We start from the raw sequence: 23,067 nt of genomic DNA, 5'->3' as shown, positions 1-23,067 counted from the left end.
CGGGGCGCTGTCCGTCGTGCCGGTTCTGACCTGGGTCGTCGTGCTGTACGCAGTCTTGGTCTGTGGCATACGGATTCATGGAACAGGCGCCGCGTTGGTGGTCCGGTGTTCAACTTCCGTTCACGGATGGACGGGAGCGTGTGCGCCGAACCGAGGCCCCCCACCCTCCACGACACCGCAACGCCGTCACAGGAGACACCATGTCGCTCACCCGCAGGGACTTCGCCAGGACATCCGCGATCACCGGTGCCGGGGTCGCCCTGGCGGGCAGCGTCGGCGCCCTCGCCACCGCGCCGAACGCCCTTGCCGCCACGGAGACCGAGAGCGCCGGGGCCGCCCCGGCGCACGGGGGCCACCACCACGGCGTCGGCTACGGCCCGCTGATCCCCGACCCGGACGGCATCCTCGCCCTGCCCGCCGGCTTCCGCTACGAGATCATCACCTACAGCGGCCGTACCCGGCTGGAGTCCGGCGAGTTCACCCCGTCCAACCACGACGGCACCGCCACCTTCCAGGGCCCGCGCGGCACCACCCTGCTCGTCAACAACCACGAGCTGGCCGGCGCCCGCGCCCAGTGGCCGCACCCGGTGCCGCTCACCGAGGGCCTGGTATACGACCCGGCGGCGGCCGGCGGCTGCACGGTGGTCGAGGTCCGCCGGGGCGGCGAGGTCGCCGAATGGGTGGGCATCGCCGGCACCGCCACCAACTGCGCGGGCGGCAGCACCCCCTGGGGCACCTGGCTGACCTGCGAGGAGACCGAGGACAAGGCCGGGAAGAACGGTTTCACCAAGGACCACGGCTATGTCTTCGAGGTCGACCCGGAGGACCGCCGGGCCAACCGCGACCCCAAGCCGGTCAAGGCGTTCGGCCGCTACGCCCACGAGGCGGTCGTCATCGACCCCAAGCGTGGCCACGCCTACCTCACCGAGGACGCCTCCGGCCCCAACGGCCTGTTCTACCGCTGGGTCCCGCCGACCGGCTTCCGGCACGGCCGCGGCAAGCTGCGCACCCTCGCCGACGACGCGGGCGTGCTCCAGGCGTTCAAGTGCTTCGACTCCGGCGGCCGGTACGTGGACGACCTGTCCCGTGCCACGAAGACCGGCACCGTGTACGGCGTGGACTGGGTGGACGTCCCCGACCGGGACGCCCGGACCGTCTCGGTGCGCAAGCAGTTCACCGACGGCCAGGTCACCCGCGCCCGCAAGCTGGAGGGCATGTGGTGGGCCGACGGCGGGGTGTACGTCGTCTCCTCCTACGCCCGCCAGGAGAGCCCGGTCCAGCACGACGGCCAGGTCTGGTTCTACGACCCGGGGCGCCGCACCCTGACCCTGAAGGTGCTGCTCGGGGTGAACCCGGACCCGGCCGCGGACGGCGCCTTCGACGGCCCCGACAACATCACCGTCTCCCCCTACGGGGGTCTGGTCATCGCCGAGGACGGCGAGGGCGTCCAGCACCTGTTCGGCGCCACCGAGAGCGGCCGGACCTACCCGATCGCCCGTAACGAGCTGAACATCGGGACCGACGAGGAGCCGGAGTACAGCGAGTTCACCGGTGTGACCTTCTCGCCCGACGGCCGGACCCTGTTCGCCAACATCCAGACGCCCGGCATCATGCTCGCCATCACCGGGCCCTGGAAGCGGCAGCGGCGCTGACCTCGCCCGGCCGGTTCGCCCGGCGCCCGCCGGTCAGGGTCAGCGCGGCGCCGGTGGCGAAGGCATGGGCGGGGCCGTGGGTGAGGACGGCGTCCGGCGAGCCGGTGGTGTGCCGGGTCGCCGTGCCGTACACCGTGACCAGGGCCGGCAGTCCGACGGCGCTGCCCAGCCACTGGAGGGTCTGCGGCAGGCCGGAGGCGGCGCCGGTCTGCCGCGGGGTGACGGCGGACAGGATCGTCGCGTTCGGCGGCATGAAGCTCAGCCCCAGGACCAGGCCGACCAGGACCAGCGGTCCGAGCAGCCCGTCCGCGTAGCCGTACCCGGGCTCCAGCAGGGCCGGCCATCGGTGAGCGGGAACTCTCTCCGTGCGGTGCTCGATAAGATGTGGAGAGGGTCCCCCGTTGGCGAGGAGTGGGTGGATGACGCAGGGCAGGCCCATGCGCGCGGACGCTCGGCGCAACTACGAGCGGTTGCTGAAGGTGGCGGCGGAGGCCTTCGCCGAGCATGGAGAGAACGCGTCACTCGATGACATCGCCAAGCGGGCGGGCGTCGGTTCGGGCACGCTGTACCGGCATTTCCCGACGCGGAAGGCGCTGTTGGAGGCGGCGTACGTGGACCGCATCGAGGCGTTGGGGGCGCGGGCCGACGAGCTGGCGAAGGAGCTGGCGCCGGGGGAGGCGCTGGCGGAGTGGCTGTACGAGCTGGCGGTCGGCACGATCCAGGTGCGCGGGATGAAGGCGCTGCTGGGCTCGGCGGTGACCGACGGCGGGGCGGCGGCGCCGACCGTGTGCGGGGCCGTGGTGAAGGGGGCCGTGGCGCGGTTGGTGGTGGCGGCGCAGGAAGCTGGGGCGCTGCGGGGGGATGTCGAGCCGATCGAGGTGCTGCGGCTGGCCCACGGGGTGGCTTCGGCGGCGGAGCTGGCGGGGGCGGGGGAGAGGGAGATCCGCCGTTATTTGCGTTTGCTGGGGGAGGGGTTGGGGGCGGTGGGGCGTTGACCGGGTGAGGGTACTTTTCGGCGTGGGTTGGCTGGGGTGGGTTTCGCTTGCCGGCGCTGGCGGGGTACCTCCCCCCTCTGGGGGAGGCACGACTGCCCGCGGCTACGGGAGTGCGGGCGCCTGCGTCGGCCGCCGGATGGTGGGCGCTGCCCGCAGCCAGGGCCGGAGGGCGGGGGCGGCTGCGCCTGCGGCAGTAGCGCGGGCCCGGGGGCGGCAGTGGTGCCGCCCCCTCCTGTGGTGGGGTGGAGTTACAGCGCCTTCGCGGCCGGGTCCACCATGTTGCGTACCGTGCGGGCCTTGACGAAGTCGCCCATCGCTGTCATGTCCCATTCGCCGGAGAACTGGCGGATGAGCTTGGCCATCATGACGCCCGTGCGGGGTTCCGCGGCGGTGAGGTCGAAGCGGACCAGTTCCTCGCCCGACGCGGCGTCGACCAGGCGGCAGTAGGCCTTGGCGACCTCCGTGAACTTCTGGCCGGAGAAGGAGTTCACCGTGAAGACCAGGCCGGTGACCTCCTGGGGCAGCCGGCCGAGGTCGACCGTGATGACCTCGTCGTCGCCCCCGCCCTCGCCGGTCAGATTGTCACCGGAGTGCCGGATCGCGCCGTTGAGGATCACCAGGTTGCCGAAGTAGCAGCTGTCGATGTGGTTGCGCTGCGGGCCGTAGGCGATGACCGAGGCGTCCAGGTCGATGTCCCGGCCCCGGAACGCCGGTTCCCAGCCGAGGCCCATCCGCACCTGGGACAGCACCGGCCGGCCGCCCTTGACCAGGGACACCGTCTGGTTCTTCTGGAGGCTGACCCGGCCCTTGTCCAGGTTGATCTTCCCGGCGCCCGGCACCGGGGCGGCCGGCTGCGGCGGGGCGGCCGGTACGGGCGGGGCGGCCGCCGGCTGCGGCGGGGCCACGGGGGCCGCCGGGGCCGGTGCGGCCGCCGCCGGTTCCTCCACCGTCACACCGAAGTCGGTCGCGATGCCCGCGAGCCCGTCGGCGTACCCCTGGCCGACGGCCCGCGCCTTCCACTGGCCGCCCCGGCGGTAGATCTCCACGATCACCAGCGCGGTCTCGGTGCCGAGCCGCGGCGGGGTGAACGTCGCCAGGACGGCACCGCCGTCCGCGTCCCGGATCGTGGCCGTCGGCTCGATGCCCTGGAAGGTCTGGCCGGCCGCGTCCGGGCTGGCCGTGACGACGATCTTCTCGATCTCCGGCGGGACGGCGGCGGTGTCCACCGTGACCGCGTCCGGGGCCGTACCGCCGCCCGAGCGGTAGGTCACGCCGGGGCCGCTCGGCTGGTTGTAGAAGATGAAGTCGTCGTCGGAACGCACCTTGCCGTCGCCGGTGAGCAGCAGGCCCGACACGTCGAGCCGCACCGGGGCGGAGACGTCCACCGTCACGCGCGCGGTCGGCAGAGGGATGTTCGAGCCTGGGGTCATAGCTGTCATGCCGGGTGAACGAACGACACCGCTTTACCGTTCCCTTACCGGCCGGAACCCGCCGAACGGCCCACGGAACCCGCCGGACGGCCTACGGCACCACCACGATCTTCCGCCCCACGCCCGCCGCGAACTGTTCCAGCGCCTGCGGGTAGCGCTCCAGCGGGATCCGGTCGCTGATGAAGACCTCCGGGTCCAGCACCCCGTTCGCGAACAGCTCCGCCGCCCGCTCGAAGCTGTGCAGCACCGCCATGGAACCGGTGATCGTGATCTCCTGGTTGTAGATCCGGTACGGGTCGATGGTCACCCGGGTCGCGTAGTCCGCCACGCCGAACTGGAGGAAGGTGCCCGCCTTCGCCACCCGGCCCAGCCCGTCCTGGATCGCCGCCGCGTTGCCGGTCGCGTCCACGACCACGTCCCAGCCCTGCGGCCGGTCCAGTTCGTCCGCGCTGTCCGCCGTGCCCGAGACGCCGAGCCGGCGGGCGGTCTCCAGGCGGGCCGGGTTCACGTCGACCACGTCCACGCTCGCCGCGCCGGTCCGCTTGGCCAGCTCCAGCATCATCAGGCCCATCGTCCCGGAGCCGTAGATCAGCACGTGCGCGCCGAGGCGGGAGCGCAGCACGTCGTAGCCGCGTACCGCGCAGGACAGGGGTTCCACCAGGGCGGCGTCCTCGGTGCGCACGTGCTCGGGCAGCCGTACGCAGTTCGCCACGGGAGCGACGGCGTACCGGGCCGCGCCGCCGGCCGTCGTCACGCCGATCGCCGCCCAGCGTTCGCAGAGGTTGTTGTGGCCGGTACGGCAGTAGCGGCACTCGTGGCAGTACAGGGAGGGGTCGACCGCGACCCGGTCGCCGGGCGACAGTTCGGTGACCTGGGTGCCGACCCCGACCACCTCGCCGGCGAACTCGTGCCCGGGCACGATCGGCAGCTTGGGCGCGAACTCGCCCTGGAGGATGTGCAGGTCGGTGCCGCACAGGCCGCAGGCGGCGACCTCGACGACGACCTCGCGGGGTCCTGGCACCGGGTCGGGGACCTCGGTGACGACGGCGCGGCCCACGGACTCGATGACGGCGGCCTTCATTTCACGGCTCCCAACGACAGGCCCTGGACCAGCTTGTCCTGGGCGGCGAACCCCGCGGCGAGCACCGGCAGGGAGATGACGAGCGACGCGGCGCACACCTTCGCCAGGAACAGGCCCTGGCTGGTGATGAAGCCGGTCAGGAAGACGGGGGCGGTCTCGGCGACCACGCCCGTCAGGACCCGGGCGAAGAGCAGTTCGTTCCAGCTGAAGATGAAGCAGATCAGGGCCGTGGCGGCGATGCCGGGCAGGGCGATCGGGGCCACCACGCGGGTGAGGACCACCGGGAGCCGGGCGCCGTCCACCCGGGCCGCCTCGATGACCGCGACCGGCACCTCGGCGAGGAAGGACTGCATCATCCACACCGCGATCGGCAGGTTCATGGAGGTGTACAGGACGACCAGCAGCCAGATGTTGTCGAGCAGCCCGGCGTCCTTGGCGAAGAGGTAGACGGGCAGCAGACCCGCCACGGCCGGCAGCATCTTCGTCGACAGGAAGAAGAACAGCACGTCCGTCCACTTCCGCACCGGCCGGATCGACAGCGCGTACGCGGCCGGCAAGGCCAGCAGCAGCACCAGCAGCGTCGAGGCGATCGAGGCCACCGCCGAGTTGGCCAGCGCGGGCCACGGGCTCGCGCCGCCGTCGCTGCCGAAGAACGCGCGGTAGCCGTCGAGGGTCAGGGCGGCGGTGAAGGACGGCGGGTTGGTCGCCGCGTCCGCCTCGGAGTGGAAGGACGTCAGCGCCATCCAGGCGATGGGCAGGAAGAACACGATCCCGGCGAACCAGGCCAGCAGGCCCGGCCCGTGGCGGCGTACGGTCCTCATGCGCGGGACACCTCCTCGCGGAACAGCGACGACACCACGCGCAGCGCGAACGTCGCGAGGACGAGCGAACCGATGACCACCAGGACCCCGGCGGCGGAGGCCAGGCCGTTCTCGTGGGCCTGGTAGAAGCTCTGGTACACGGTGTAGGGCAGGTTGGCGGTGCCCAGGCCGCCGGAGGTGATCGTGAACACCGCGTCGAAGTTCTGCACGATGTAGATCGAGCCCAGCAGGGCGCCGAGTTCGAGGTAGCGGCGCAGGTGCGGCAGCGTGAGGTGGACGAAGATCTGCCAGTCGGTCGCGCCGTCCACCCGGGCCGCCTCGATCTGCTGCTGGTCCCGGCTCTGCAGCCCGGCCAGCAGGATCAGCATCATGAACGGCGTCCACTGCCACACCAGGGAGACCTCGACGGCGAGCAGCGGGGTGCGGGAGATCCAGTCGGGCTGTGGGCCGCCCACATAGTGCGACAAGCCATTCAACAAGCCGTATTCAGGGTTGTAGAGCACATGCTTCCACAGCAGGGCCGCCGCCACCGGCACCACCAGGAACGGCGCGATGAGCAGGGTGCGCACGATGCCCCGGCCGCGGAACCGGCGGTCCAGCAGCAGCGCCAGCAGGAGTCCCAGGACCAGGCTGGCCAGCACCACCGCCGCGGTGAGCAGCACGGTCGTCCACACCGAGTGGCGCAGGTCCGCGTCGGTCAGGACCTGGCGGTAGTTGTCCAGGCCGGTGAAGCGGCGGGCCTTGGGATACAGGGCGTTCCAGTCGAAGAAGGAGATCACCAGCGTGGCCACGAACGGCAGCTGGGTGACGGCGATCAGGAAGACCAGGGCGGGCAGCAGCGGGGCCCGGGTGGCCCAGGCGCGCAGCCGGGCGGGGGGCCGGCGGGCGGCGCGCACCGGGGTGCGGGTCAGGGGTGCGGTCGTCGCGGTCATCGTCCCTCGTACTCCTCGGAGATCCGTTCGGCGAGCCGCTGGGACTCGCGCAGCGCCGAGGCGACGGACTGGCGTCCGGCGATGGCCGCGCTGATCTCCTGGGAGACCTTGGTGCCCAGATCGGTGAACTCGGGGATGCCGACGAACTGGATGCCGGGCGCGGGGCGCGGCTGGACGCCGGGGTCGTCCGGGCGGCTGCTCTCGATGGCCTTCCTGGTCATGTCCTGGAAGGCGGCGGCGGACGCCCGGTAGTCGGCGTTCGCGTACGTCGAGGCCCGTTTGCCCGCCGGGACGTTCGCCCAGCCGCTGGTCTCGCCGACCAGCCGTTCGTAGCCCTTGCCGGACGCCCAGGAGACGAACTTCCAGGCCTTGTCCGGGTTGCGGGAGGACTGCTGGATGCCCCAGGCCCAGGTGTAGAGCCAGCCGGAGGAGGCGGTGCGCTCCACGGGCGCGGGGGCGTAGCCGAGCTTGCCGCGTACCGGGGAGCCCTTCGCCTCCAGCAGGCCGGCCGCGGAGGTGGCGTCGTACCACATGGCGGTCTTGCCCTGGGTCATGTTGTTCAGGCACTCGGCGAAGCCGGACTGGGCGGCGCCGGACTCGCCGTGCCGGCGGACCAGGCCGACGTAGAACTCGGTCGCCTGCCGGAAGGCGGGCGAGTCGAGCCGGGCCTTGAAGTCCTTGTCGAACCAGGTGCCCCCGAAGGTGTTCACGACGGTGGTCAGCGGTGCCGTCAGCTCGCCCCAGCCGGGCAGTCCGCGCAGGCAGATGCCCCGCATGCCGGGCCGGGCGCCGTCCGCCTTCGCGGCCAGCTCGGCGACCTGGCGCCAGGTGGGGCGGGCGGGCATCGTCAGGCCCTTCGCCGCGAACACGTCCTTGCGGTACATCAGGAAGGACGACTCGCCGTAGAAGGGCTGCCCGTAGAGCTTGCCGTCGGCGCCGGTGAGGGCCTCGCGCAGGGGGCGCAGGACGTCCGGTTCGTCGTACGAGGGGTCCTTGGCCACGTACGAGTCCATCTCGCGCAGCCAGCCGTTGCGGGCGTAGATCGGTATCTCGTAGTTGGACAGGGTGGCGACGTCGTACTGGCCGGCCTGGTTGGCGAAGTCCTGGCTGATCTTGTCGCGGACGTCGTTCTCCGGCAGGACCGTGAAGTTGACCTTGATGCCGGTGTCCCGGGTGAAGTGGGCGGCGGTCAGCTTCCGCAACTCGGTCATCTGCGGGTTGTTGACCATCAGGACGTTGATGGCGTCGCCGCCGGAACCGGACCCGCCCGCACCGGCCCAGCAGCCGGACAGCAGCGGGGCGAGCAGCGTCCCGGCGGCCACGGCGAGCGCCGCTCGCGGCCTCCGTCGGCTCGGGGTGCGCATGGATCACTCCTGGATAGATGGGGGGATAAAGGGTGATAAAGGGCGTGCGAAGGGGTGCCACGGCCAGGGAAGGGCGGGCAGGGCGGGGCGGGTGGGTCAGACCCGGATGACCTGGGGGCCCAGCAGGGAGTAGCGGTGGGCCTCGGCGGACGGCAGCAGGGTGCTCGTCACGATCGCCTCCAGCCCGCCGACCTCCGCGAACCGGCAGAAGCTGACCGCGCCGAACTTGCTGTGCACGCCCGCGAAGACGGTGCGGCGGGCGGCCCGGACGGCCTGCGCCTTCACCTCGCTGACCGCCGGGTCGGGGGTGGTCAGGCCGTACTCGCGGGATATGCCGTTGGCCCCGATGTAGGCGAGGTCGATCACGAAGCCGGCCAGCATCTTCGTCGTCCAGTGGTCGACGGTGGCCAGTGTGCCCGGGCGGACCCGGCCGCCCAGCAGCAGCACGGACACCCGGTCGGCCTCCGCGAGGGCGCCCGCGACCGGCAGGGAGGCGGTCACGACGGTCAGCGGCCGGTCCCGGGGCAGCGCCTCGGCGATGAGCCGGGGGGTGAAGCCCTCGTCGACGAAGACCGTCTCGGCCTCCCCGAGCAGCCCGGCCGCCGCGGCGGCGATCCGGCGTTTCTCGGGCACCCGGCTGGTGGCGCGGAAGGCGAGCGTCGTCTCGAAGCCGGCGCTCTCCACCGGATAGGCGCCGCCGTGGGTACGGCGGACGAGGCCGTGGTCCTCCAGCGCGCGCAGATCGCGCCGGATGGTCTCCTTGGCCACGCCGAGTTCGGCGGCGAGGGCGGAGACGTCCACCGAGCCGGTGGCGCGGGCGGCCCGCACGATCTCGCGCCGGCGTTCCTCCGCGGTCCGCGTGCCCATGTCGTCACCCACCTCCCTGTGGAGTTGCCCGTTCGGGCCCATGGGGGAAGTTCTACCGCCGGTGCGCGGCGCTGACCAGGTCTGTCGCGGGCCCGATGCTGCCCGTTTGTGCCCGCTTCGCCCGGGGCGTGTCCGGGGCGGACCTGCGCGGCCGTCCGGCGCCGGGTGGGTTCGGGCACCGCGGGTGCCCGGACACGGCGGCGGGCGGGCCCGTTCGGTGCCCGCCCGCGCGCGTGGACGTCGGTTTCCGGCCGCCGGGCGGTCACCCGGCGGCCGGCGGGGGTTTCAGTACGGCCAGATGGGCGGGTCGTTGACGAAGTGCCCGCCGAGGTGGCCGTGGGCCGGGTTCTCCGGGTCCAGCTCGCCCTGTTCGGCGATGAGCTTGGCCGCGTACGGCTCGGAGTCGTCCTGGGGGTCGTAGCCGAGCGCCCGGGCGCTGCTCAGGTCCCACCACAGGCGGGTGTTGGCGGAGGAGCCGTAGACCACCGTGTGGCCGACCCCCTCGGCGGTCAGCGCCGCGTGGAAGAGGCGGGCGCCGTCGGCGGGGCTCATCCACACCGAGAGCATGCGCACGCTGGTGGGTTCCGGGAAGCAGGAGCCGATGCGCACCGAGACGGTCTCCAGGCCGTGCTTGTCCCAGTAGAGCTGGGCCAGGTCCTCGCCAAAGGACTTCGACAGGCCGTAGAAGGTGTCCGGGCGGCGCGGGGTGTCGACCGGGATGAGCGGCTCGCCCGGGCGCGGGGCCGGGGTGAAGCCGACGGCGTGGTTGGAGGAGGCGAAGACGATCCGCGCCACGCCTTCCCGGCGCGCGGCCTCGTACAGGTTGTAGGTGCCCTCGATGTTGGACCGGAGGATCTTCTCGAAGGGTGCCTCCAGGGAGATGCCCGCGAGGTGCAGTACGGCGTCCACGCCCCGGACCGCCTCGCGCAGCGCGTCCTTGTCGGTGAGGTCGGCGGTGACGGCGTCCGGCTCGCCCTCGATGGGGCGTACGTCGAACAGGCGCAGCGTGTAGCCGTACGCCGGCAGCAGGGAGCGCATCAGGGTGCCGAGCCCGCCGGCGGCGCCGGTGAGCAGGACGGTGCGGGGAGCGGGCATCCTTCGATCTCCTTGGGGTCCGGGAACCGGTGTCCTCAACGGCCGCATGTGTGGACATGGTTCACATGCGTGGACACGCTAGGGAGGGGTGCCGTGCCGCGTCAAGTGTGCCCCGCCACGGGCGAATCCGCTGCTCTGTTGCCCGCACTCCGGCTTGACCCGCCGCAATTGCGGCCCTTAGCGTGAGGCTGTTCAGAAATATAGACAGTGATCAGAAACATGCACTGACAGGGAGCGCCTGTGACGCCAGCCCCTCTCGCCGCCCGGCTCCGCGACCCCCGCGGGCCGCTCTTCTTCCCCGTCACGGCCTACGGCCCGGGCGGCGCACTCGACCTGGACGCCTACCGCACCCATGTGCGCCGGGGCGTCGAAGCCGGTGCCGCCGCCGTCTTCGCCGCCTGCGGCACCGGGGAGTTCCACGCGCTGCTGCCGGAGGAGTTCGAGGCCTGCGTCCGCGCGGCCGTCGAGGCCGCCGACGGACGCGTCCCGGTCGTCGCGGGCGCCGGATACGGCACTGCCCTCGCCGTCCGCTACGCCCGGCTCGCCGAGGCCGCGGGCGCCGACGGCCTCCTCGCCATGCCGCCGTACCTGGTGCTGGCCGGCCAGGAGGGCCTGCTGCGGCACTACCGCGAGGTCGCCGCGGCCACCGCCCTGCCGGTGATCGTCTACCAGCGCGACAACGCCGTCTTCACCCCGGAGACCGTCGTCGAACTCGCCCGCACCGAGGGCGTCATCGGCCTCAAGGACGGCCTCGGCGACCTCGACCTGATGCAGCGCGTGGTCAGCGCCGTCCGCACGGAGGTCCCCGGCGACTTCCTGTACTTCAACGGCCTGCCCACCGCCGAGCAGACCCAGCTCGCCTACCGCGCGCTCGGCATCACCCTGTACTCCTCCGCGGTGTTCTGCTTCGCCCCCGAGATCGCCCTCGCCTTCCACCGCTCCCTGCACACCGGTGACCTGACCGTCGCGCACCGCCTCCTGGACGGCTTCTACGGCCCGTTCGCCGACCTGCGCGCCCAGGGCCGCGGCTACGCCGTCTCCCTCGTCAAGGCGGGCGTACGGCTGCGCGGCCTGGACGTCGGCGAGGTCCGGCCCCCGCTGCACGAACCGGCCGACGACCACGTCAAACAGCTCGCCCGGCTCGTCGAGCGCGGCCAGGCGCTGCTGGAGGGGGACGCGTGAGGGCCTCGGCGTTCGTCTACCCCTGGGACGTCAATGGCGACCCGGAGGCGCCCGCGCGCATCGCCGGGCTCGGCGTCGAGCAGGTCACCCTCGCCGCCGCCTACCACTCCACCCGCGCGCTGACCCCCCGCCACCCCCGGCAGCGCGTCGTCACCGCCGAGTACGCGGCCGTCCTCTACCCGCCCGGCGACCGCTGGGCGGGCAGAGGTCTGCGGCCCTACCCGGCCGGCTGCTGGGCCCCCGGCAACGCCTTCGCCGAGGCCGCCGAGGCACTCGCCGCGGCCGGGCTGGAGGTGCACACCTGGGTCGTCCTCGCCCACAACTCCCGCATGGGCGCCGAACACCCCGACACCTCCGTCGTCAACGCCTACGGCGACCGCTACCCGTGGGCGCCCTGCATCGCCCAGCCCGGCACGCGCGCGTACCTGACCGACCTGGCCGCCGAGGCCGCCGTACGCCCCGGCGCGCGGGGCACCGAACTGGAGTCCCTCGGCTGGTACGGGCTCCAGCACCTGCACGCCCACGACAAGACCGCCGGCGTGTCCCTCGGGGAGGCCGGGCAGTACCTGATGTCCCTGTGCTTCTGCCCGTCCTGCCGGGCCGGGTACGGCGAGCAGGGTCTGGACGCCGACGCGCTGGCCGCGGCCGTGCGCCGGGCGCTGGAACCGCTGTGGCGGGGCACGGCCGACGACACCGGCTGGCCGACGGTGGAGAAGCTGCTCGGCGAGGAGACGGCGACGGCCACGCGCGCGTGGCGGGACACCACCGCCCGCACCCTCCAGGAGGAGGCCGTCGCCGCCGTACGCGCCGCCGCGCCACGCGGCTTCCGGGTGCTGCTGCACGCCGACCCGGTCTCCTACCACTGCGGCGCCAACGCGGGCGTCGACCCGGCCCACATCCTGTCCGTGGCCGACGGCGTCGTGGTGCCCTGCACCGGCGGTACGGCCCTGCTGGCGCCGTTCGCCGCCGAGGCGCGCCAGGGGACGGTGCTGGCCGCCAACCTCACCGTCGTCACCGGCATGGGCGGCAGCCCCGGCACGCTCGCGGCGGACGCGGCCCGCGCGCGTGCCGAGGGCGCCACCGAACTACGGCTGTACCACGCCGGGTTGGCCTCGGACGAGGACCTGGCCGCGGTGCGTGCGGGGCTGGCGGCCCGCTGAGGGGGGTCATGCGAGGCCGGCGCCGGGCGAGGGGCTTTGAGGAGTTCGTGCGAGGCCGGCGCCGGCCGGGGGCTTCACCGCGAGGCATGTGAGGCTGCACCGGCCGTGGGCTTCGCCGAGGGGGTTCCTGTGAAGCCGGGACCTGCACCAACGGGGTTCACGCGAGGTCCACGCCGGCCGGGGACCGCACCGAGGGGCCGAAGGGGTTCATGTCAGGTCCGCGCCGGCCGGGGACTTCGCCGGGGCGGGCGGCCGTTTCCGCAGCGGGACGGCCGTCGCCAGCAGGGCCAGGCCGCACAGCGGCAGCAGCAGCCCGGGGCCGGCCGGTCCCACCAGACCGGCCCCGGCGGCCAGCCCGACCGCCGTGGGCGTGAACATCAGCGTGTTGGCGGTCGCCGTCGCCCGGCCCAGCAGCGGCTCCGGCGTGTCCTGCTGCACGGCGGTGAGCGCGGCGATCAGCACACAGGGCAGACCCAGCCCGCCGGCCACGCTCGACGCCAGGGCCACCGGGTCCCACGCCACCGCCCGCGTCGCCGCCGCGACCGCCGTCAGCGCGATCCCGGCCGCCGCGAGCCGTCGCGCGCCCAGCCGGCGCAGCGCCGGCCCGGCGAGCAGCCCGGCCGCCACCGAGCCGGCGCCCTGGGCGGCGTACAGCACGCCCAGGTAGGCGGGGGAGTGGCCGAGGCGGTCGACCACGGCGTACACCGCCGTACCGGCCAGCGAGGTGAACAGCATCGTCAGGCCGCCCGCCAGGACCAGCGGGCGCAGCGCCGGGTGGCCCCACAGGTGGCGGGTGCCCTCGGCGGTCTCCCGCCACCAGCCCTCGCCCGACCGCACGGGCCGCTCCTCGCGGACCCGCAGCAGGGCGCACATCCCGGCGGCGAGCACGAAGCTGGCCGCGTCCAGACAGGCCACGGCGGGGCCGCCCCAGGCCGCGTACAGGCCCGCGCCGGTCAGCGGGGCGACGAGTTTCATGCCCTCGGTGACCGTCATGCGCAGTCCGTTGAAGTCACCGAGCAGGCCGGTGCCGACCACGGTGGTCACCAGCGCCGACTCGGCGGCGTCATGGACGGTGCCGGTGGCGCCGTACACCAGCAGCACGGCGTACAGGATCCACAGTCGGTCCGGGGAGTCGACGGCGAAGAGCACCGGGAGCAGCGCGGCGAGGCCCAGGTTCAGACAGATCAGCAGGGGCCTGCGGCGCACCCGGTCGGCGAGCGTACCGAGCGCCGGTCCGGCGAGCGAGGGCGCCCACATCGCGAGCATGCACAGCGCGGCGAGGGCGTCGGAGCCGGTCATGTCCTTCACCCACACCCCCGAGGCCAGCCACAGGGAGGAGGTGCCGAACCCGGACACCACCACGGCCCCCAGATACAGCCCGGCATCACGGTCCCGCAGTACGCGGAACACGGTCGGAGAAGTCGTCATGCCCGCCCATCGTGGGCCTAAGGCAGGGGGGCGGGGATCGGGAGGATGCCCGGGATCGGGGGGCGCGGACGGGGGTGCCGGTAGGGAGGGGCCGGGGCCGGGCCAAGGCGGTGCGGGACCCCGTGGAGTGCCACCGGGCCGCTCGTGCCCCCGCGAACCGGACCCGAGTCGCCGCAACTTCCTTTGTCAGAAGCATTGACGAAACATTCGGCCCCTCCTACCTTCAACGCGTCGTACTTCGTACGTCATATATGAGACGCGATATGTGAGATCCGAGAGGGCCGCATGACCTCTGTGCCCACCCCGATCCCGTCCCGCACGCAATACGTGCTGGACGCGATCAAACACCGCATCCTCACCGGGCGGCTGACGCCCGGTCAGGCACTGGTCGAGACGGAACTGGCCGCGCAGTTCGGGGTGTCCAAGACCCCGGTGCGCGAGGCGCTGAAGACCCTCGCCGGAACCGGCCTGGTCGTGATGAGCCAGTACAAGGGCGTCACGGTGCGCATGGTGGACGCGGACATGGCGCGCGAGGTCTACGACGTACGGCTGCTGCTGGAGCCGGAGGCCCTGCGCCGGGCCGTGACCAAGGGCGCCTCCCTGGATGCCGCCCGCGACGCGCTGACCCGCGCCGACGACGCCACCGACACCGCCGAACGCTCCCTGGCCAACCGGGAGTTCCACCGCGCCCTGTACCTGCCGTGCGGCAACCCGCTGCTTGCCCGGATGCTGGACCAGGTCCGCGACCAGGCCGCCCTCGTCTCCGCCGTGGCCTGGGCCGCCGACCCCTCCTGGGAGCGGGAGGCCGCCGAGCACCGCGAGATCCTGCGGCTCGCCCTGGACGGCGACGCGGACGGGGCCGCGGGCGCCCTGCACGCCCACATCGCGTCCTTCGTCCGCCGGGCGTTCCCCGAGCCCCTCCCCACGGAAGGCGAGCAATGAGCAGCGTGACCTTCGAGACCCAACGGGCGGCCCTGGCCGACGTGGTGGCCATCCCGGTGACCCCGTTCGCCGCGGACGGCACCGTCGACACCGCCACCCACCGGGCGCTGCTGCGCCGTCTGCTCGACGGCGGCATCACCACCCTCACCCCGAACGGCAACACCGGCGAGTTCTACGCCCTCACCCCCGAGGAGCGCCGGCTGGTCGCCGAGCTCACCGCGGACGAGGCCGGCGACCGCGCCGTGATCCTGGCCGGCGTGGGCCACGACCTGCCCACCGCGATCGACTCCGCCCGGCACGCCGAGAGCCTCGGCGCCCGGATGATCATGGTCCACCAGCCGGTGCACCCCTACGTGTCGGCGGCCGGCTGGGTCGACTACCACCGCGCCATCGCCGAGGCCGTCCCCGAGCTGGGCGTCGTGCCCTACATCCGCAACGAGCGGCTGCCCGGCGCCCGGCTCGCCGAACTCGCCGACCACTGCCCGAACGTCATCGGCGTGAAGTACGCCGTCCCGGACGCCGCCCGGTTCGCGGCCTTCGCCCGGGACGCCGGCCTGGACCGCTTCGTCTGGGTGGCCGGACTCGCCGAACCGTACGCCCCCTCGTACTTCTCCGCGGGCGCCACCGGCTTCACCTCCGGGCTCGTCAACGTCGCCCCGGCCGTCTCCCGGAACATGCTGGACGCGCTGCGGGCCGGCGACTACCCGGCCGCCATGAAGGTCTGGGAGCAGATCCGCCGCTTCGAGGAACTGCGCGCCGCGCAGGGCAGCGCCAACAACGTCACCGTCGTCAAGGAGGCCCTCGCCGCGCTCGGCCTGTGCCGCCGGGACGTCCGCCCGCCCAGCAGACCGCTGCCCGAGGACGAGCGCGCCGAGGTCGCCGCCATCGCCGCCGGGTGGTCCATATGAACGCCCCCCGCAAGCGGCCCGAGGAACTGCGCAGCCACCAGTGGTACGGCACCGACGGGCTGCGCTCCTTCAGCCACCGCGCCCGCACCCGCCAGCTCGGCTATCTGCCCGAGGAGCACCTGGGCAAGCCGGTCATCGCCATCCTCAACACCTGGTCCGACATCAACCCCTGCCACGTCCACCTGCGCGACCGCGCCCAGGCCGTCAAGCGCGGGGTGTGGCAGGCGGGCGGCTTCCCGCTGGAGTTCCCGGTCTCCACGCTCAGCGAGACCTTCCAGAAGCCGACCCCCATGCTCTACCGCAACATGCTCGCCATGGAGACCGAGGAGCTGCTGCGCTCCTACCCGGTCGACGGGGCGGTCCTCATGGGCGGCTGCGACAAGTCCACGCCCGCGCTGCTGATGGGCGCGGCCTCCGCCGACCTGCCCACCGTGTTCGTACCGGCCGGGCCCATGCTCCCGGGCCACTGGCGCGGCGAGGTCCTCGGCTCCGGCACCGACATGTGGAAGTACTGGGACGACAAACGGGCCGGCCTCATCGGCGACTGCGAGATGGCCGAGCTGGAGAGCGGCCTGGCCCGCTCGCCGGGCCACTGCATGACGATGGGCACGGCGTCCACGCTCACCGCGGCGGCCGAGGCGCTGGGGGTGACCGTGCCGGGCGCGTCCAGCATCCCGGCGGTGGACTCCGGGCACGACCGGATGGCGGCGAAGGCGGGCATGACCGCCGTGGAACTCGTCCACCGCGACCGCCGGCTGTCCGCCGTCCTCACCCGGGATGCCTTCGAGGACGCCGTCACCACCGTGCTCGGCCTCGGCGGCTCCACCAACGCGGTGATCCACCTCATCGCCATGGCCGGCCGGGCCGGGGTCCGGCTCACCCTGGACGACTTCGACCGCATCGCCCGCACGGTCCCGGTCCTCGCCAACGTCCGCCCCGGCGGGCGGAAGTACCTGATGGAGGACTTCCACTTCGCCGGCGGCCTGCCCGGCTTCCTGTCCCGGATCACCGACCTGCTCCACCTGGAGCGGCCGACGGTGTCCCACGACACCCTGCGCGAGCAGCTGGCCGGCGCCCGGGTCCACGACGACGACGTCATCCGCACCCGGGACAATCCGGTCGCGAGCGAGGGCGGGGTCGCGGTGCTGCGCGGCAACCTCTGCCCGGACGGCGCGGTCATCAAGCACATCGCCGCCGAGCCGCACCTGCTCAGGCACACCGGCCCGGCCGTCGTCTTCGACGACTACAAGACCATGCAGCGCACCATCAACGACCCCGCGCTCGGCATCACCGCCGACAGCGTCCTGGTGCTGCGCAACGCCGGCCCCAAGGGCGGCCCGGGCATGCCCGAGTACGGCATGCTGCCGATCCCGGACCACCTGCTGAAGCAGGGCGTGCGGGACATGGTCCGCATCTCCGACGCCCGGATGAGCGGCACGAGTTACGGCGCGTGCGTGCTGCACGTGGCCCCCGAGTCCTACGTCGGCGGCCCGCTGGCCCTGGTGCGCACCGGCGACCTGATCACGCTCGACGTCGAGGCGCGCACCCTCCGGCTCGAGGTGGACGACGCCGAACTGGAGCGCCGCAGGGCCGAGTGGACCCCGCCGCCCGTGCGCTACGAACGCGGCTACGGCGCGCTCTACAGCGAGCAGATCACCCAGGCGGACACCGGCTGCGACTTCGAGTTCCTCGCCCGGCCGGGCACGGTGCAGGACCCCTACGCGGGCTGAACCGCACACGATCACGGCCCCCTGCGGTCGAGATCTCGAACATCGATCGGAAAGCGCTTCACCGAGAACGGAGAACAGTCATGGCCCAAGCCGCAGCCGTGGCGAAGCCGCCCGCGCCACCGAGGCGGCGCCGTGCCTCCGCCACCCCGCGCAGGCTGCCGTATCTGCTGATCGCCCCGGCGGCCCTGCTCATGCTGGGTTTCATCGCCTACCCGGTGCTCAGTGTCTTCTACTACAGCCTGCAGAACTACAACCCCACCAAGCCCTGGCGGAACGGATTCGCGGGCCTGGACAACTTCACCCAGGCCTTCGCCCACGACCCGCAGTTCTGGGACACCCTGACCTTCAGCGCCAAGTGGGTCGTGGTGGAAGTCGCGTTGCAGCTGCTGTTCGGGCTCGCCCTGGCCCTGATCGTCAACCAGACCTTCGTGGGCCGGGCGGTGGGCCGCGCGCTCGTCTTCTCCCCCTGGGCCGTCTCCGGCGTGCTGACCTCCGCGATCTGGGTGCTGCTCTACAACTCCCAGACCGGCATCAGCCGTTACCTCGCCGACGCGGGACTGGGCTCGTACGGCACCAGCTGGCTGTCGGACACCTCCACGGTGTTCCCGGCGACCGTGGTCGCCGACCTGTGGCGCGGGGTGCCGTTCTTCGCGATCCTCATCCTCGCCGACCTCCAGTCCGTCTCCAAGGACCTGTACGAGGCCGCCGAGGTCGACGGGGCGAGCCGGCTCAAGCAGTTCTGGCACATCACCCTGCCCCACCTGAAGGACGCCATCGTCCTGTCCACGCTGCTGCGCGCGGTGTGGGAGTTCAACAACGTCGACCTGCTCTACACCCTGACCGGCGGCGGCCCGGCCGGCGAGACCACCACCCTGCCGCTGTACATCGCCAACACGTCCGTCGACGCCCACAACTTCGGCTACGCCTCCGCCCTCACCACGGTGGCGTTCGTGATCCTGCTCTTCTGCTCGATCGTCTATCTGCGGCTGAGCAAGTTCGGAGGTGAGTCCAGGTGATCACCGAGATCGCTCCCGCTCCCGAGCGCGTGGCGGCCGAGCCCGCCCGGCCCGGCGGAAAGCGCCGCGCCTGGGACGAGGTCCCGCGCTGGCAGATCTACGTCCCGCTGACCGTCTACCTGCTGTTCACCCTGATCCCCTTCTACTGGATCCTGCTCTTCGCGCTCCGCCCGGCCGGCTCCACCTCCCTGGTGCCCTGGCCGATGACCTTCGAGCACTTCGAGAAGGTGTGGACCGAACGCAGCTTCGGCACCTACTTCACCAACAGCGTCTACGTCGGCCTGGCCACCCTCGTGCTGACCACCGTCGTCGCGCTGGCCGGCGGCTACGCGCTGGCCCGCTTCGACTTCCGGCTCAAGCGCGGCTTCATGCTGGCCCTGCTGTGTTCGCAGTTCGTCCCCGGCGCGCTGCTGCTGGTGCCGCTGTTCCAGATCTTCGCCAACCTGCGGCTGATCAACTCGCTGGGCAGCGTGGTCATCGCCGAGACCGTCTTCCAGCTGCCGCTGTCGATGATCCTGATCAGCGGGTTCATCCGGAACGTGCCCTACTCCCTGGAGGAGGCCGCCTGGGTGGACGGCTGCAACCGCCTGACCGGCTTCCGGATCGTGGTGCTGCCGCTGCTGCGGCCCGGTCTGATCGCCGTCGGCTCCTTCGCCTTCGTGCACGCCTGGAACCACTTCCTGTTCGCCCTGATGTTCCTCTCCGACCAGGGCAAGCAGACCATCCCGGTCGGCCTGAACACCCTGATGAGCGCCGACAGCGTCGACCTGGGCGCCCTGGCGGCGGGCGGCATCATCGCGGCCGTGCCCGTGGTGATCGTGTTCGCCTTCATCCAGAAGTGGCTAATCACCGGCTTCAGCGCGGGGGCGGTGAAGGGATGAGACCGCGGCACCTGCTTCCTGCGGCGGCCCTGGCCGGCCCGGCGCGCGGCGCGGGCGCGGGGAGGATCCGGTGACCGTACCCGTCGTCCTCGCGGGCGCCCGCGGTCACGGCCGCTGGCACCTGGACAACATCCGCCGGCTCCAGGCCCGGGGCGTGGTGCGGCTCGCCGGGATCTGCGAACTGACCCCGCTCACCGGGGCGGAGATCCCGGACGGCCTGGGCACACCGGAGCAGTCCGCCGACCTCGGGACGCTCCTGGACGCCACCGGCGCGCGGATCGCCGTGATCTGCACGCCCATCCCGACCCACACCGAACTCGCCCTCACCGCCGCCGCGCGGGGCGTACACCTGCTGCTGGAGAAGCCGCCCGCGCCCTCCTACGCCGAGTTCCGCCGCATGGCCGACGGGGTCGCCCGGGCCCGGGTGGCCTGCCAGATCGGGTTCCAGTCGCTCGGCTCGCACGCGGTGCCCGCGATCCGGCGCCTGATCGCCGAGGGCGCCATCGGCACGGTCAAGGGGGTCGGCGCCGCCGGGGCCTGGGCCCGGGACGAGGCCTACTACCGGCGGGCCCCCTGGGCGGGCCGGCGGCGGCTGGACGGCGCCGACGTGGTCGACGGGGTGCTCACCAACCCCCTCGCGCACGCCGTCGCCACCAGCCTGGCCCTGCTCGGCACCACCCGCGCCGAGGACGTCACCGGCATCGAGACCGAGCTGCTGCGCGCCAACGCCATCGAGTCCGACGACACCTCCTGCGTCCGCGTGCACACTCCGCGCGGACCGGTCACGGTCGCCGCGACCCTGTGCGCCGAGCACCCCGGGGAGCCGTATGTGCTGGTGCACGGCGACCGCGGCCGGATCACCTTCTGGTACAAGCAGGACCGGGTGCTGCTCCAGCGCTCCGGGCGCGGCCCCGAGGAGACCGGGTACGGCCGCACGGACCTGCTGGAGAACCTGGCCGGCCACCTGGAGCACGGCACCGCGCTGCTGGTCCCGCCGGACGACACCGGCGCCTTCATGCGGGTCGTCGAGGCGATCCGCACCGCCCCCGACCCGGCACCCCTGCCGGACACCGCCTGGCGGCCGCTGCCGGAGGAACGGCGCCGGATCGTGCCCGGCGTGGAGGGCCTGGTCGCGGCGGCGGCGGACACCCTCGCCCTCTACTCCGAACTGGGCGCCTCCTGGGCCCTGCCGAACGAGGTGAGCACCTGATGACATCCCACGACAGCCTGGTCCTGCGGGCCGCGGGCCGCCCGGTCGGCCGCTATGTCACCCGGCCCGACCTGCCCGCCCGGCTCGCCCCGCGCCCCTATCTGCACCCCGTCACCACCCTGGCCGGCACCCCGGTCACCGAGGTCGGCCCCGCCGACCACGCGCACCACCTCGGCGTCGGTGTCGCCGTTCCCGACGTCGAGGGGCACAACTTCTGGGGCGGCCGCACCTTCGTGCGCGACCAGGGCCCGACCGAGCTGGACAACCACGGCGTCCAGCGGCACACCGGTTTCCAGCTGTGCGACCCGGACGGCTTCGTGGAGGAGCTGCGCTGGGCCGCCGGAGGCACCGAGTTGCTGCGGGAGCGGCGCACGGTCGCGGCCACCGGGCTCACCGAGGCCGCCTGGGCGCTGGACTTCACCTTCTCCCTCACCAACGTCACCCCCGGCCCGCTGTCCCTCGGCAGCCCCGCCACCAACGGGCGGGCCGGCGCGGCCTACGGCGGCTTCTTCTGGCGGGCCCGCAAGGAGTCCCGGCCCCCGGAGGTCTTCACCGCCGACCGGGAGGGCGAGACCGAAGTGCACGGCACCCGCGCCGTCTGGCTCGCGCTGGCCGGCGCCGGCTGGACGCTGGCGTTCGCCGGGGCCACCGGGGACACCCGCCGCGACCCCTGGTTCGTCCGGGCCGCCGAGTACCCCGGAGTGGGCTCCTCCCTGGCGCACACCGAGCGGCTGACCGTCGCGCCCGGCGAGACCGTGGTGCGCCGGATCGTCACCGTCGTCGCCGACGGCCGCCCGGCCCGCGACGAGCTGGCCGCCCTGGTCCGCAAGGCGGTGGCCCAGTGAACGGGACCTACCGCAACCCGGTGCTGAACGCCGACTGGTCCGACCCGGACGTGGTCCGCGTCGGCGACGACTTCTACCTCACCGCCTCCAGCTTCGGCCGCGCCCCCGGACTGCCCCTGCTGCACTCCCGGAACCTGGTCGACTGGACCCTCGTCGGACACGCCCTGGAACGCCTGGAACCGGAGGAGGAGTTCGCCCTGCCCCGGCACGACTGCGGGGTCTGGGCGCCGTCCATCCGGCATCACGACGACCGGTTCTGGATCTTCTGGGGCGACCCCGACCAGGGCGTCTTCCAGGTCAACGCCCCCGAGATCAGGGGCCCGTGGACCCGGCCGCACCTGGTGAAGGCGGGCAAGGGCCTGATCGACCCGTGCCCGCTGTGGGACGACGAGACCGGCGAGGCGTACCTCGTGCACGCCTGGGCCAGGTCCCGCTCCGGCGTCAAGAACCGCCTCACCGGCCACCGGATGCACCCCGACGCCACCTCGCTGCTCGACGAGGGCAAGGTGATCGTCGACGGCGACCGCATCCCCGGCTGGTTCACCCTCGAGGGGCCCAAGCTCTACCGGCACGACGGCTGGTTCTGGATCCTCGCCCCCGCCGGTGGCGTGGAGACCGGCTGGCAGGGGGCGTTCCGCTCGCGCGGGTTCTTCGGACCGTACGAGGAGCGGATCGTGCTGGAGCAGAAGGACACCGACGTCAACGGCCCCCACCAGGGCGGCTGGGTGCGCACCGCGGCCGGCGAGGACTGGTTCCTGCACTTCCAGCAGCGCGGCCCCTACGGCAGGGTGGTCCACCTCCAGCCGATGCGCTGGGGGAGGGACGGCTGGCCGGTGCTGGGGGACGAGGGCGCACCCGTCGCCGTACACCGCAGGCCCGCGCTGCCGGCGCAGCCGCCCGCCGCGCCCGCCACCGACGACGACTTCCCCGGCGGCCGGTACGGCCGGCAGTGGCAGTGGACCGCCAACCCCGGCGACGGCTGGGCCACCCAGCACTCCGGGGACGGGCTGCGGCTGAGCTGCGTCCGCTCGGCCGACGCCCGCGACCCGCGGAAACTGCCGAACGTCCTCACCCAGCGGCTGCCCGGGCTGCCGAGCGCGGTCGAGACCGAGCTGCGGCTGGACGCCGGCGAGCCGGGCGCCCGCGCGGGACTGGTGGTGCTCGGGGACGCCTTCTGCTGGATCGGGCTGGAGCGCGGGGCCGACGGCACGGTGCGGCTCGTGCACCGCTTCGGGGAGGCGGTCGCCGAGCGGGAGCGCGACGCCGGGGTGCCGTGCGTGGCGCCCGGAGGCCGGGCACGGCTGCGGATCGAGGCCGGCCCCGGGGCGCGCTGCCGGTTCTCCTACGACGTCGGGGACGGTTTCCGCGGCTCCGGCCCGGTCTTCGCCGCCACGCCCTGGCGCTGGGTCGGCGCCCTGCTCGGCCTGTTCGCCGTCGCGCCCGAGGGACCCGGGCACGCGGGCTCGGCGACCTTCACCCGATTCCGGATCACGCCCCTGTAGTCGCCCGAGAAGCCCTGTTGGGAGCC

21 protein-coding genes are annotated in these 23,067 nt (G+C 73.1%); 12 read left to right on the top strand and 9 right to left on the bottom strand.

Features of this window, described 5'->3' with window-relative positions; translation table 11 throughout:
* Positions 1–200: 200 nt before the first annotated feature.
* The gene (locus HB370_RS10785; RefSeq protein ID WP_030792199.1) at positions 201–1,652 is read left to right on the top strand and encodes an alkaline phosphatase PhoX; all 1,452 of its coding nucleotides are present in this window, start codon (positions 201–203) and stop codon (positions 1,650–1,652) included.
* Here HB370_RS10785 and HB370_RS10780 read toward each other — a convergent pair.
* Positions 1,621–2,091: a hypothetical protein gene (locus HB370_RS10780; RefSeq protein WP_342450998.1), complete on the bottom strand. Its 471-nt coding sequence runs from the start codon at positions 2,089–2,091 to the stop codon at positions 1,621–1,623. The genes HB370_RS10785 and HB370_RS10780 overlap by 32 nt on opposite strands.
* On the opposite strand from HB370_RS10780, the gene HB370_RS10775 reads away from it, so the two are divergent.
* On the top strand, positions 2,072–2,647 hold the full coding sequence (locus HB370_RS10775) for a TetR/AcrR family transcriptional regulator (RefSeq protein ID WP_030792193.1): 576 nt from the start codon (positions 2,072–2,074) through the stop codon (positions 2,645–2,647). The genes HB370_RS10780 and HB370_RS10775 overlap by 20 nt on opposite strands.
* A gap of 248 nt (positions 2,648–2,895) precedes the next feature.
* Here HB370_RS10775 and HB370_RS10770 read toward each other — a convergent pair whose 3' ends face one another.
* From HB370_RS10770 to HB370_RS10740, 7 genes are all read right to left on the bottom strand, one after another.
* Positions 2,896–4,077, bottom strand: coding sequence for a TerD family protein (locus tag HB370_RS10770; RefSeq protein WP_030792190.1), 1,182 nt, complete (start codon positions 4,075–4,077; stop codon positions 2,896–2,898).
* A gap of 91 nt (positions 4,078–4,168) precedes the next feature.
* Entirely contained in the window at positions 4,169–5,158 is a 990-nt protein-coding gene (locus HB370_RS10765) for a zinc-dependent alcohol dehydrogenase family protein (protein WP_030792187.1), read from the bottom strand.
* Positions 5,155–5,979: a carbohydrate ABC transporter permease gene (locus HB370_RS10760; protein WP_030792185.1), complete on the bottom strand. Its 825-nt coding sequence runs from the start codon at positions 5,977–5,979 to the stop codon at positions 5,155–5,157. The genes HB370_RS10765 and HB370_RS10760 overlap by 4 nt, the downstream gene beginning before the upstream one ends.
* Positions 5,976–6,911 (bottom strand): sugar ABC transporter permease, encoded by a 936-nt coding sequence (locus tag HB370_RS10755; protein ID WP_030792184.1) that lies wholly within the window; start codon positions 6,909–6,911, stop codon positions 5,976–5,978. The genes HB370_RS10760 and HB370_RS10755 overlap by 4 nt, the downstream gene beginning before the upstream one ends.
* On the bottom strand, positions 6,908–8,275 hold the full coding sequence (locus HB370_RS10750; RefSeq protein ID WP_030792182.1) for a sugar ABC transporter substrate-binding protein: 1,368 nt from the start codon (positions 8,273–8,275) through the stop codon (positions 6,908–6,910). Before HB370_RS10750 ends, HB370_RS10755 begins: the two co-directional genes overlap by 4 nt.
* A 96-nt stretch (positions 8,276–8,371) precedes the next feature.
* Positions 8,372–9,142, bottom strand: a complete 771-nt coding sequence (locus HB370_RS10745) for a DeoR/GlpR family DNA-binding transcription regulator (RefSeq protein WP_030792180.1) — start codon at positions 9,140–9,142, stop codon at positions 8,372–8,374.
* 285 nt (positions 9,143–9,427) lie between these two features.
* Positions 9,428–10,237, bottom strand: coding sequence for an NAD(P)-dependent oxidoreductase (locus HB370_RS10740; protein ID WP_030792178.1), 810 nt, complete (start codon positions 10,235–10,237; stop codon positions 9,428–9,430).
* 240 nt (positions 10,238–10,477) lie between these two features.
* Between HB370_RS10740 and HB370_RS10735 the strand changes: the two genes are divergently transcribed.
* Entirely contained in the window at positions 10,478–11,419 is a 942-nt protein-coding gene (locus HB370_RS10735) for a 5-dehydro-4-deoxyglucarate dehydratase (RefSeq protein ID WP_030792176.1), read from the top strand.
* Positions 11,416–12,579 (top strand): hypothetical protein, encoded by a 1,164-nt coding sequence (locus tag HB370_RS10730; protein ID WP_030792173.1) that lies wholly within the window; start codon positions 11,416–11,418, stop codon positions 12,577–12,579. The genes HB370_RS10735 and HB370_RS10730 overlap by 4 nt, the downstream gene beginning before the upstream one ends.
* 207 nt (positions 12,580–12,786) lie before the next feature.
* On the opposite strand, the gene HB370_RS10725 is transcribed toward HB370_RS10730, so the two are convergent.
* Positions 12,787–14,007 carry an MFS transporter gene (locus tag HB370_RS10725; RefSeq protein ID WP_030792170.1) on the bottom strand — a complete coding sequence of 407 codons (1,221 nt, stop codon included), beginning with the start codon at positions 14,005–14,007 and terminating at the stop codon, positions 12,787–12,789.
* Between the two features lie 285 nt (positions 14,008–14,292).
* Between HB370_RS10725 and HB370_RS10720 the strand changes: the two genes are divergently transcribed.
* The 8 genes from HB370_RS10720 (at position 14,293) to HB370_RS10685 (ending at position 23,041) form a co-directional block, all read left to right on the top strand.
* The gene (locus tag HB370_RS10720) at positions 14,293–14,949 is read left to right on the top strand and encodes a GntR family transcriptional regulator (protein ID WP_030792167.1); all 657 of its coding nucleotides are present in this window, start codon (positions 14,293–14,295) and stop codon (positions 14,947–14,949) included.
* Positions 14,946–15,857, top strand: a complete 912-nt coding sequence (locus HB370_RS10715; RefSeq protein WP_030792163.1) for a dihydrodipicolinate synthase family protein — start codon at positions 14,946–14,948, stop codon at positions 15,855–15,857. Before HB370_RS10720 ends, HB370_RS10715 begins: the two co-directional genes overlap by 4 nt.
* Entirely contained in the window at positions 15,854–17,587 is a 1,734-nt protein-coding gene (gene araD / locus HB370_RS10710) for an L-arabinonate dehydratase (RefSeq protein ID WP_030792159.1), read from the top strand. The genes HB370_RS10715 and araD overlap by 4 nt, the downstream gene beginning before the upstream one ends.
* A gap of 80 nt (positions 17,588–17,667) precedes the next feature.
* Positions 17,668–18,603 (top strand): sugar ABC transporter permease, encoded by a 936-nt coding sequence (locus HB370_RS10705; protein WP_030792156.1) that lies wholly within the window; start codon positions 17,668–17,670, stop codon positions 18,601–18,603.
* Positions 18,600–19,484, top strand: a complete 885-nt coding sequence (locus tag HB370_RS10700) for a carbohydrate ABC transporter permease (protein ID WP_030792153.1) — start codon at positions 18,600–18,602, stop codon at positions 19,482–19,484. Before HB370_RS10705 ends, HB370_RS10700 begins: the two co-directional genes overlap by 4 nt.
* 70 nt (positions 19,485–19,554) lie before the next feature.
* Complete coding sequence (locus tag HB370_RS10695; RefSeq protein ID WP_030792150.1) at positions 19,555–20,694, top strand: Gfo/Idh/MocA family oxidoreductase; 1,140 nt, start codon at positions 19,555–19,557, stop codon at positions 20,692–20,694.
* Positions 20,694–21,539 carry a PmoA family protein gene (locus HB370_RS10690; protein ID WP_030792147.1) on the top strand — a complete coding sequence of 282 codons (846 nt, stop codon included), beginning with the start codon at positions 20,694–20,696 and terminating at the stop codon, positions 21,537–21,539. Before HB370_RS10695 ends, HB370_RS10690 begins: the two co-directional genes overlap by 1 nt.
* Positions 21,536–23,041 (top strand): glycoside hydrolase 43 family protein, encoded by a 1,506-nt coding sequence (locus HB370_RS10685; protein WP_030792144.1) that lies wholly within the window; start codon positions 21,536–21,538, stop codon positions 23,039–23,041. The genes HB370_RS10690 and HB370_RS10685 overlap by 4 nt, the downstream gene beginning before the upstream one ends.
* Positions 23,042–23,067: the final 26 nt, after the last annotated feature.

This window comes from Streptomyces sp. DSM 40868 (assembly GCF_011820545.1).
GTDB classification, from domain to species: domain Bacteria; phylum Actinomycetota; class Actinomycetes; order Streptomycetales; family Streptomycetaceae; genus Streptomyces; species Streptomyces eurythermus.
Note: the sequence above shows the minus strand (reverse complement) of the source record. Positions and strands in the feature narration are given on the sequence as shown.

What these genes read in the sequence shown, in the direction of transcription:
- HB370_RS10785 (WP_030792199.1), top strand. Translation starts at nt 201, where the DNA reads ATGTCGCTCACCCGCAGGGACTTCGCCAGGACATCCGCGATCACCGGT.
- HB370_RS10775 (WP_030792193.1), top strand. Translation starts at nt 2,072, where the DNA reads ATGACGCAGGGCAGGCCCATGCGCGCGGACGCTCGGCGCAACTACGAG.
- HB370_RS10780 (WP_342450998.1), bottom strand. Translation starts at nt 2,091, where the DNA reads ATGGGCCTGCCCTGCGTCATCCACCCACTCCTCGCCAACGGGGGACCC.
- HB370_RS10770 (WP_030792190.1), bottom strand. Translation starts at nt 4,077, where the DNA reads ATGACCCCAGGCTCGAACATCCCTCTGCCGACCGCGCGCGTGACGGTG.
- HB370_RS10765 (WP_030792187.1), bottom strand. Translation starts at nt 5,158, where the DNA reads ATGAAGGCCGCCGTCATCGAGTCCGTGGGCCGCGCCGTCGTCACCGAG.
- HB370_RS10760 (WP_030792185.1), bottom strand. Translation starts at nt 5,979, where the DNA reads ATGAGGACCGTACGCCGCCACGGGCCGGGCCTGCTGGCCTGGTTCGCC.
- HB370_RS10755 (WP_030792184.1), bottom strand. Translation starts at nt 6,911, where the DNA reads ATGACCGCGACGACCGCACCCCTGACCCGCACCCCGGTGCGCGCCGCC.
- HB370_RS10750 (WP_030792182.1), bottom strand. Translation starts at nt 8,275, where the DNA reads ATGCGCACCCCGAGCCGACGGAGGCCGCGAGCGGCGCTCGCCGTGGCC.
- HB370_RS10745 (WP_030792180.1), bottom strand. Translation starts at nt 9,142, where the DNA reads ATGGGCACGCGGACCGCGGAGGAACGCCGGCGCGAGATCGTGCGGGCC.
- HB370_RS10740 (WP_030792178.1), bottom strand. Translation starts at nt 10,237, where the DNA reads ATGCCCGCTCCCCGCACCGTCCTGCTCACCGGCGCCGCCGGCGGGCTC.
- HB370_RS10725 (WP_030792170.1), bottom strand. Translation starts at nt 14,007, where the DNA reads ATGACGACTTCTCCGACCGTGTTCCGCGTACTGCGGGACCGTGATGCC.
- HB370_RS10720 (WP_030792167.1), top strand. Translation starts at nt 14,293, where the DNA reads ATGACCTCTGTGCCCACCCCGATCCCGTCCCGCACGCAATACGTGCTG.
- HB370_RS10715 (WP_030792163.1), top strand. Translation starts at nt 14,946, where the DNA reads ATGAGCAGCGTGACCTTCGAGACCCAACGGGCGGCCCTGGCCGACGTG.
- araD (WP_030792159.1), top strand. Translation starts at nt 15,854, where the DNA reads ATGAACGCCCCCCGCAAGCGGCCCGAGGAACTGCGCAGCCACCAGTGG.
- HB370_RS10705 (WP_030792156.1), top strand. Translation starts at nt 17,668, where the DNA reads ATGGCCCAAGCCGCAGCCGTGGCGAAGCCGCCCGCGCCACCGAGGCGG.
- HB370_RS10690 (WP_030792147.1), top strand. Translation starts at nt 20,694, where the DNA reads ATGACATCCCACGACAGCCTGGTCCTGCGGGCCGCGGGCCGCCCGGTC.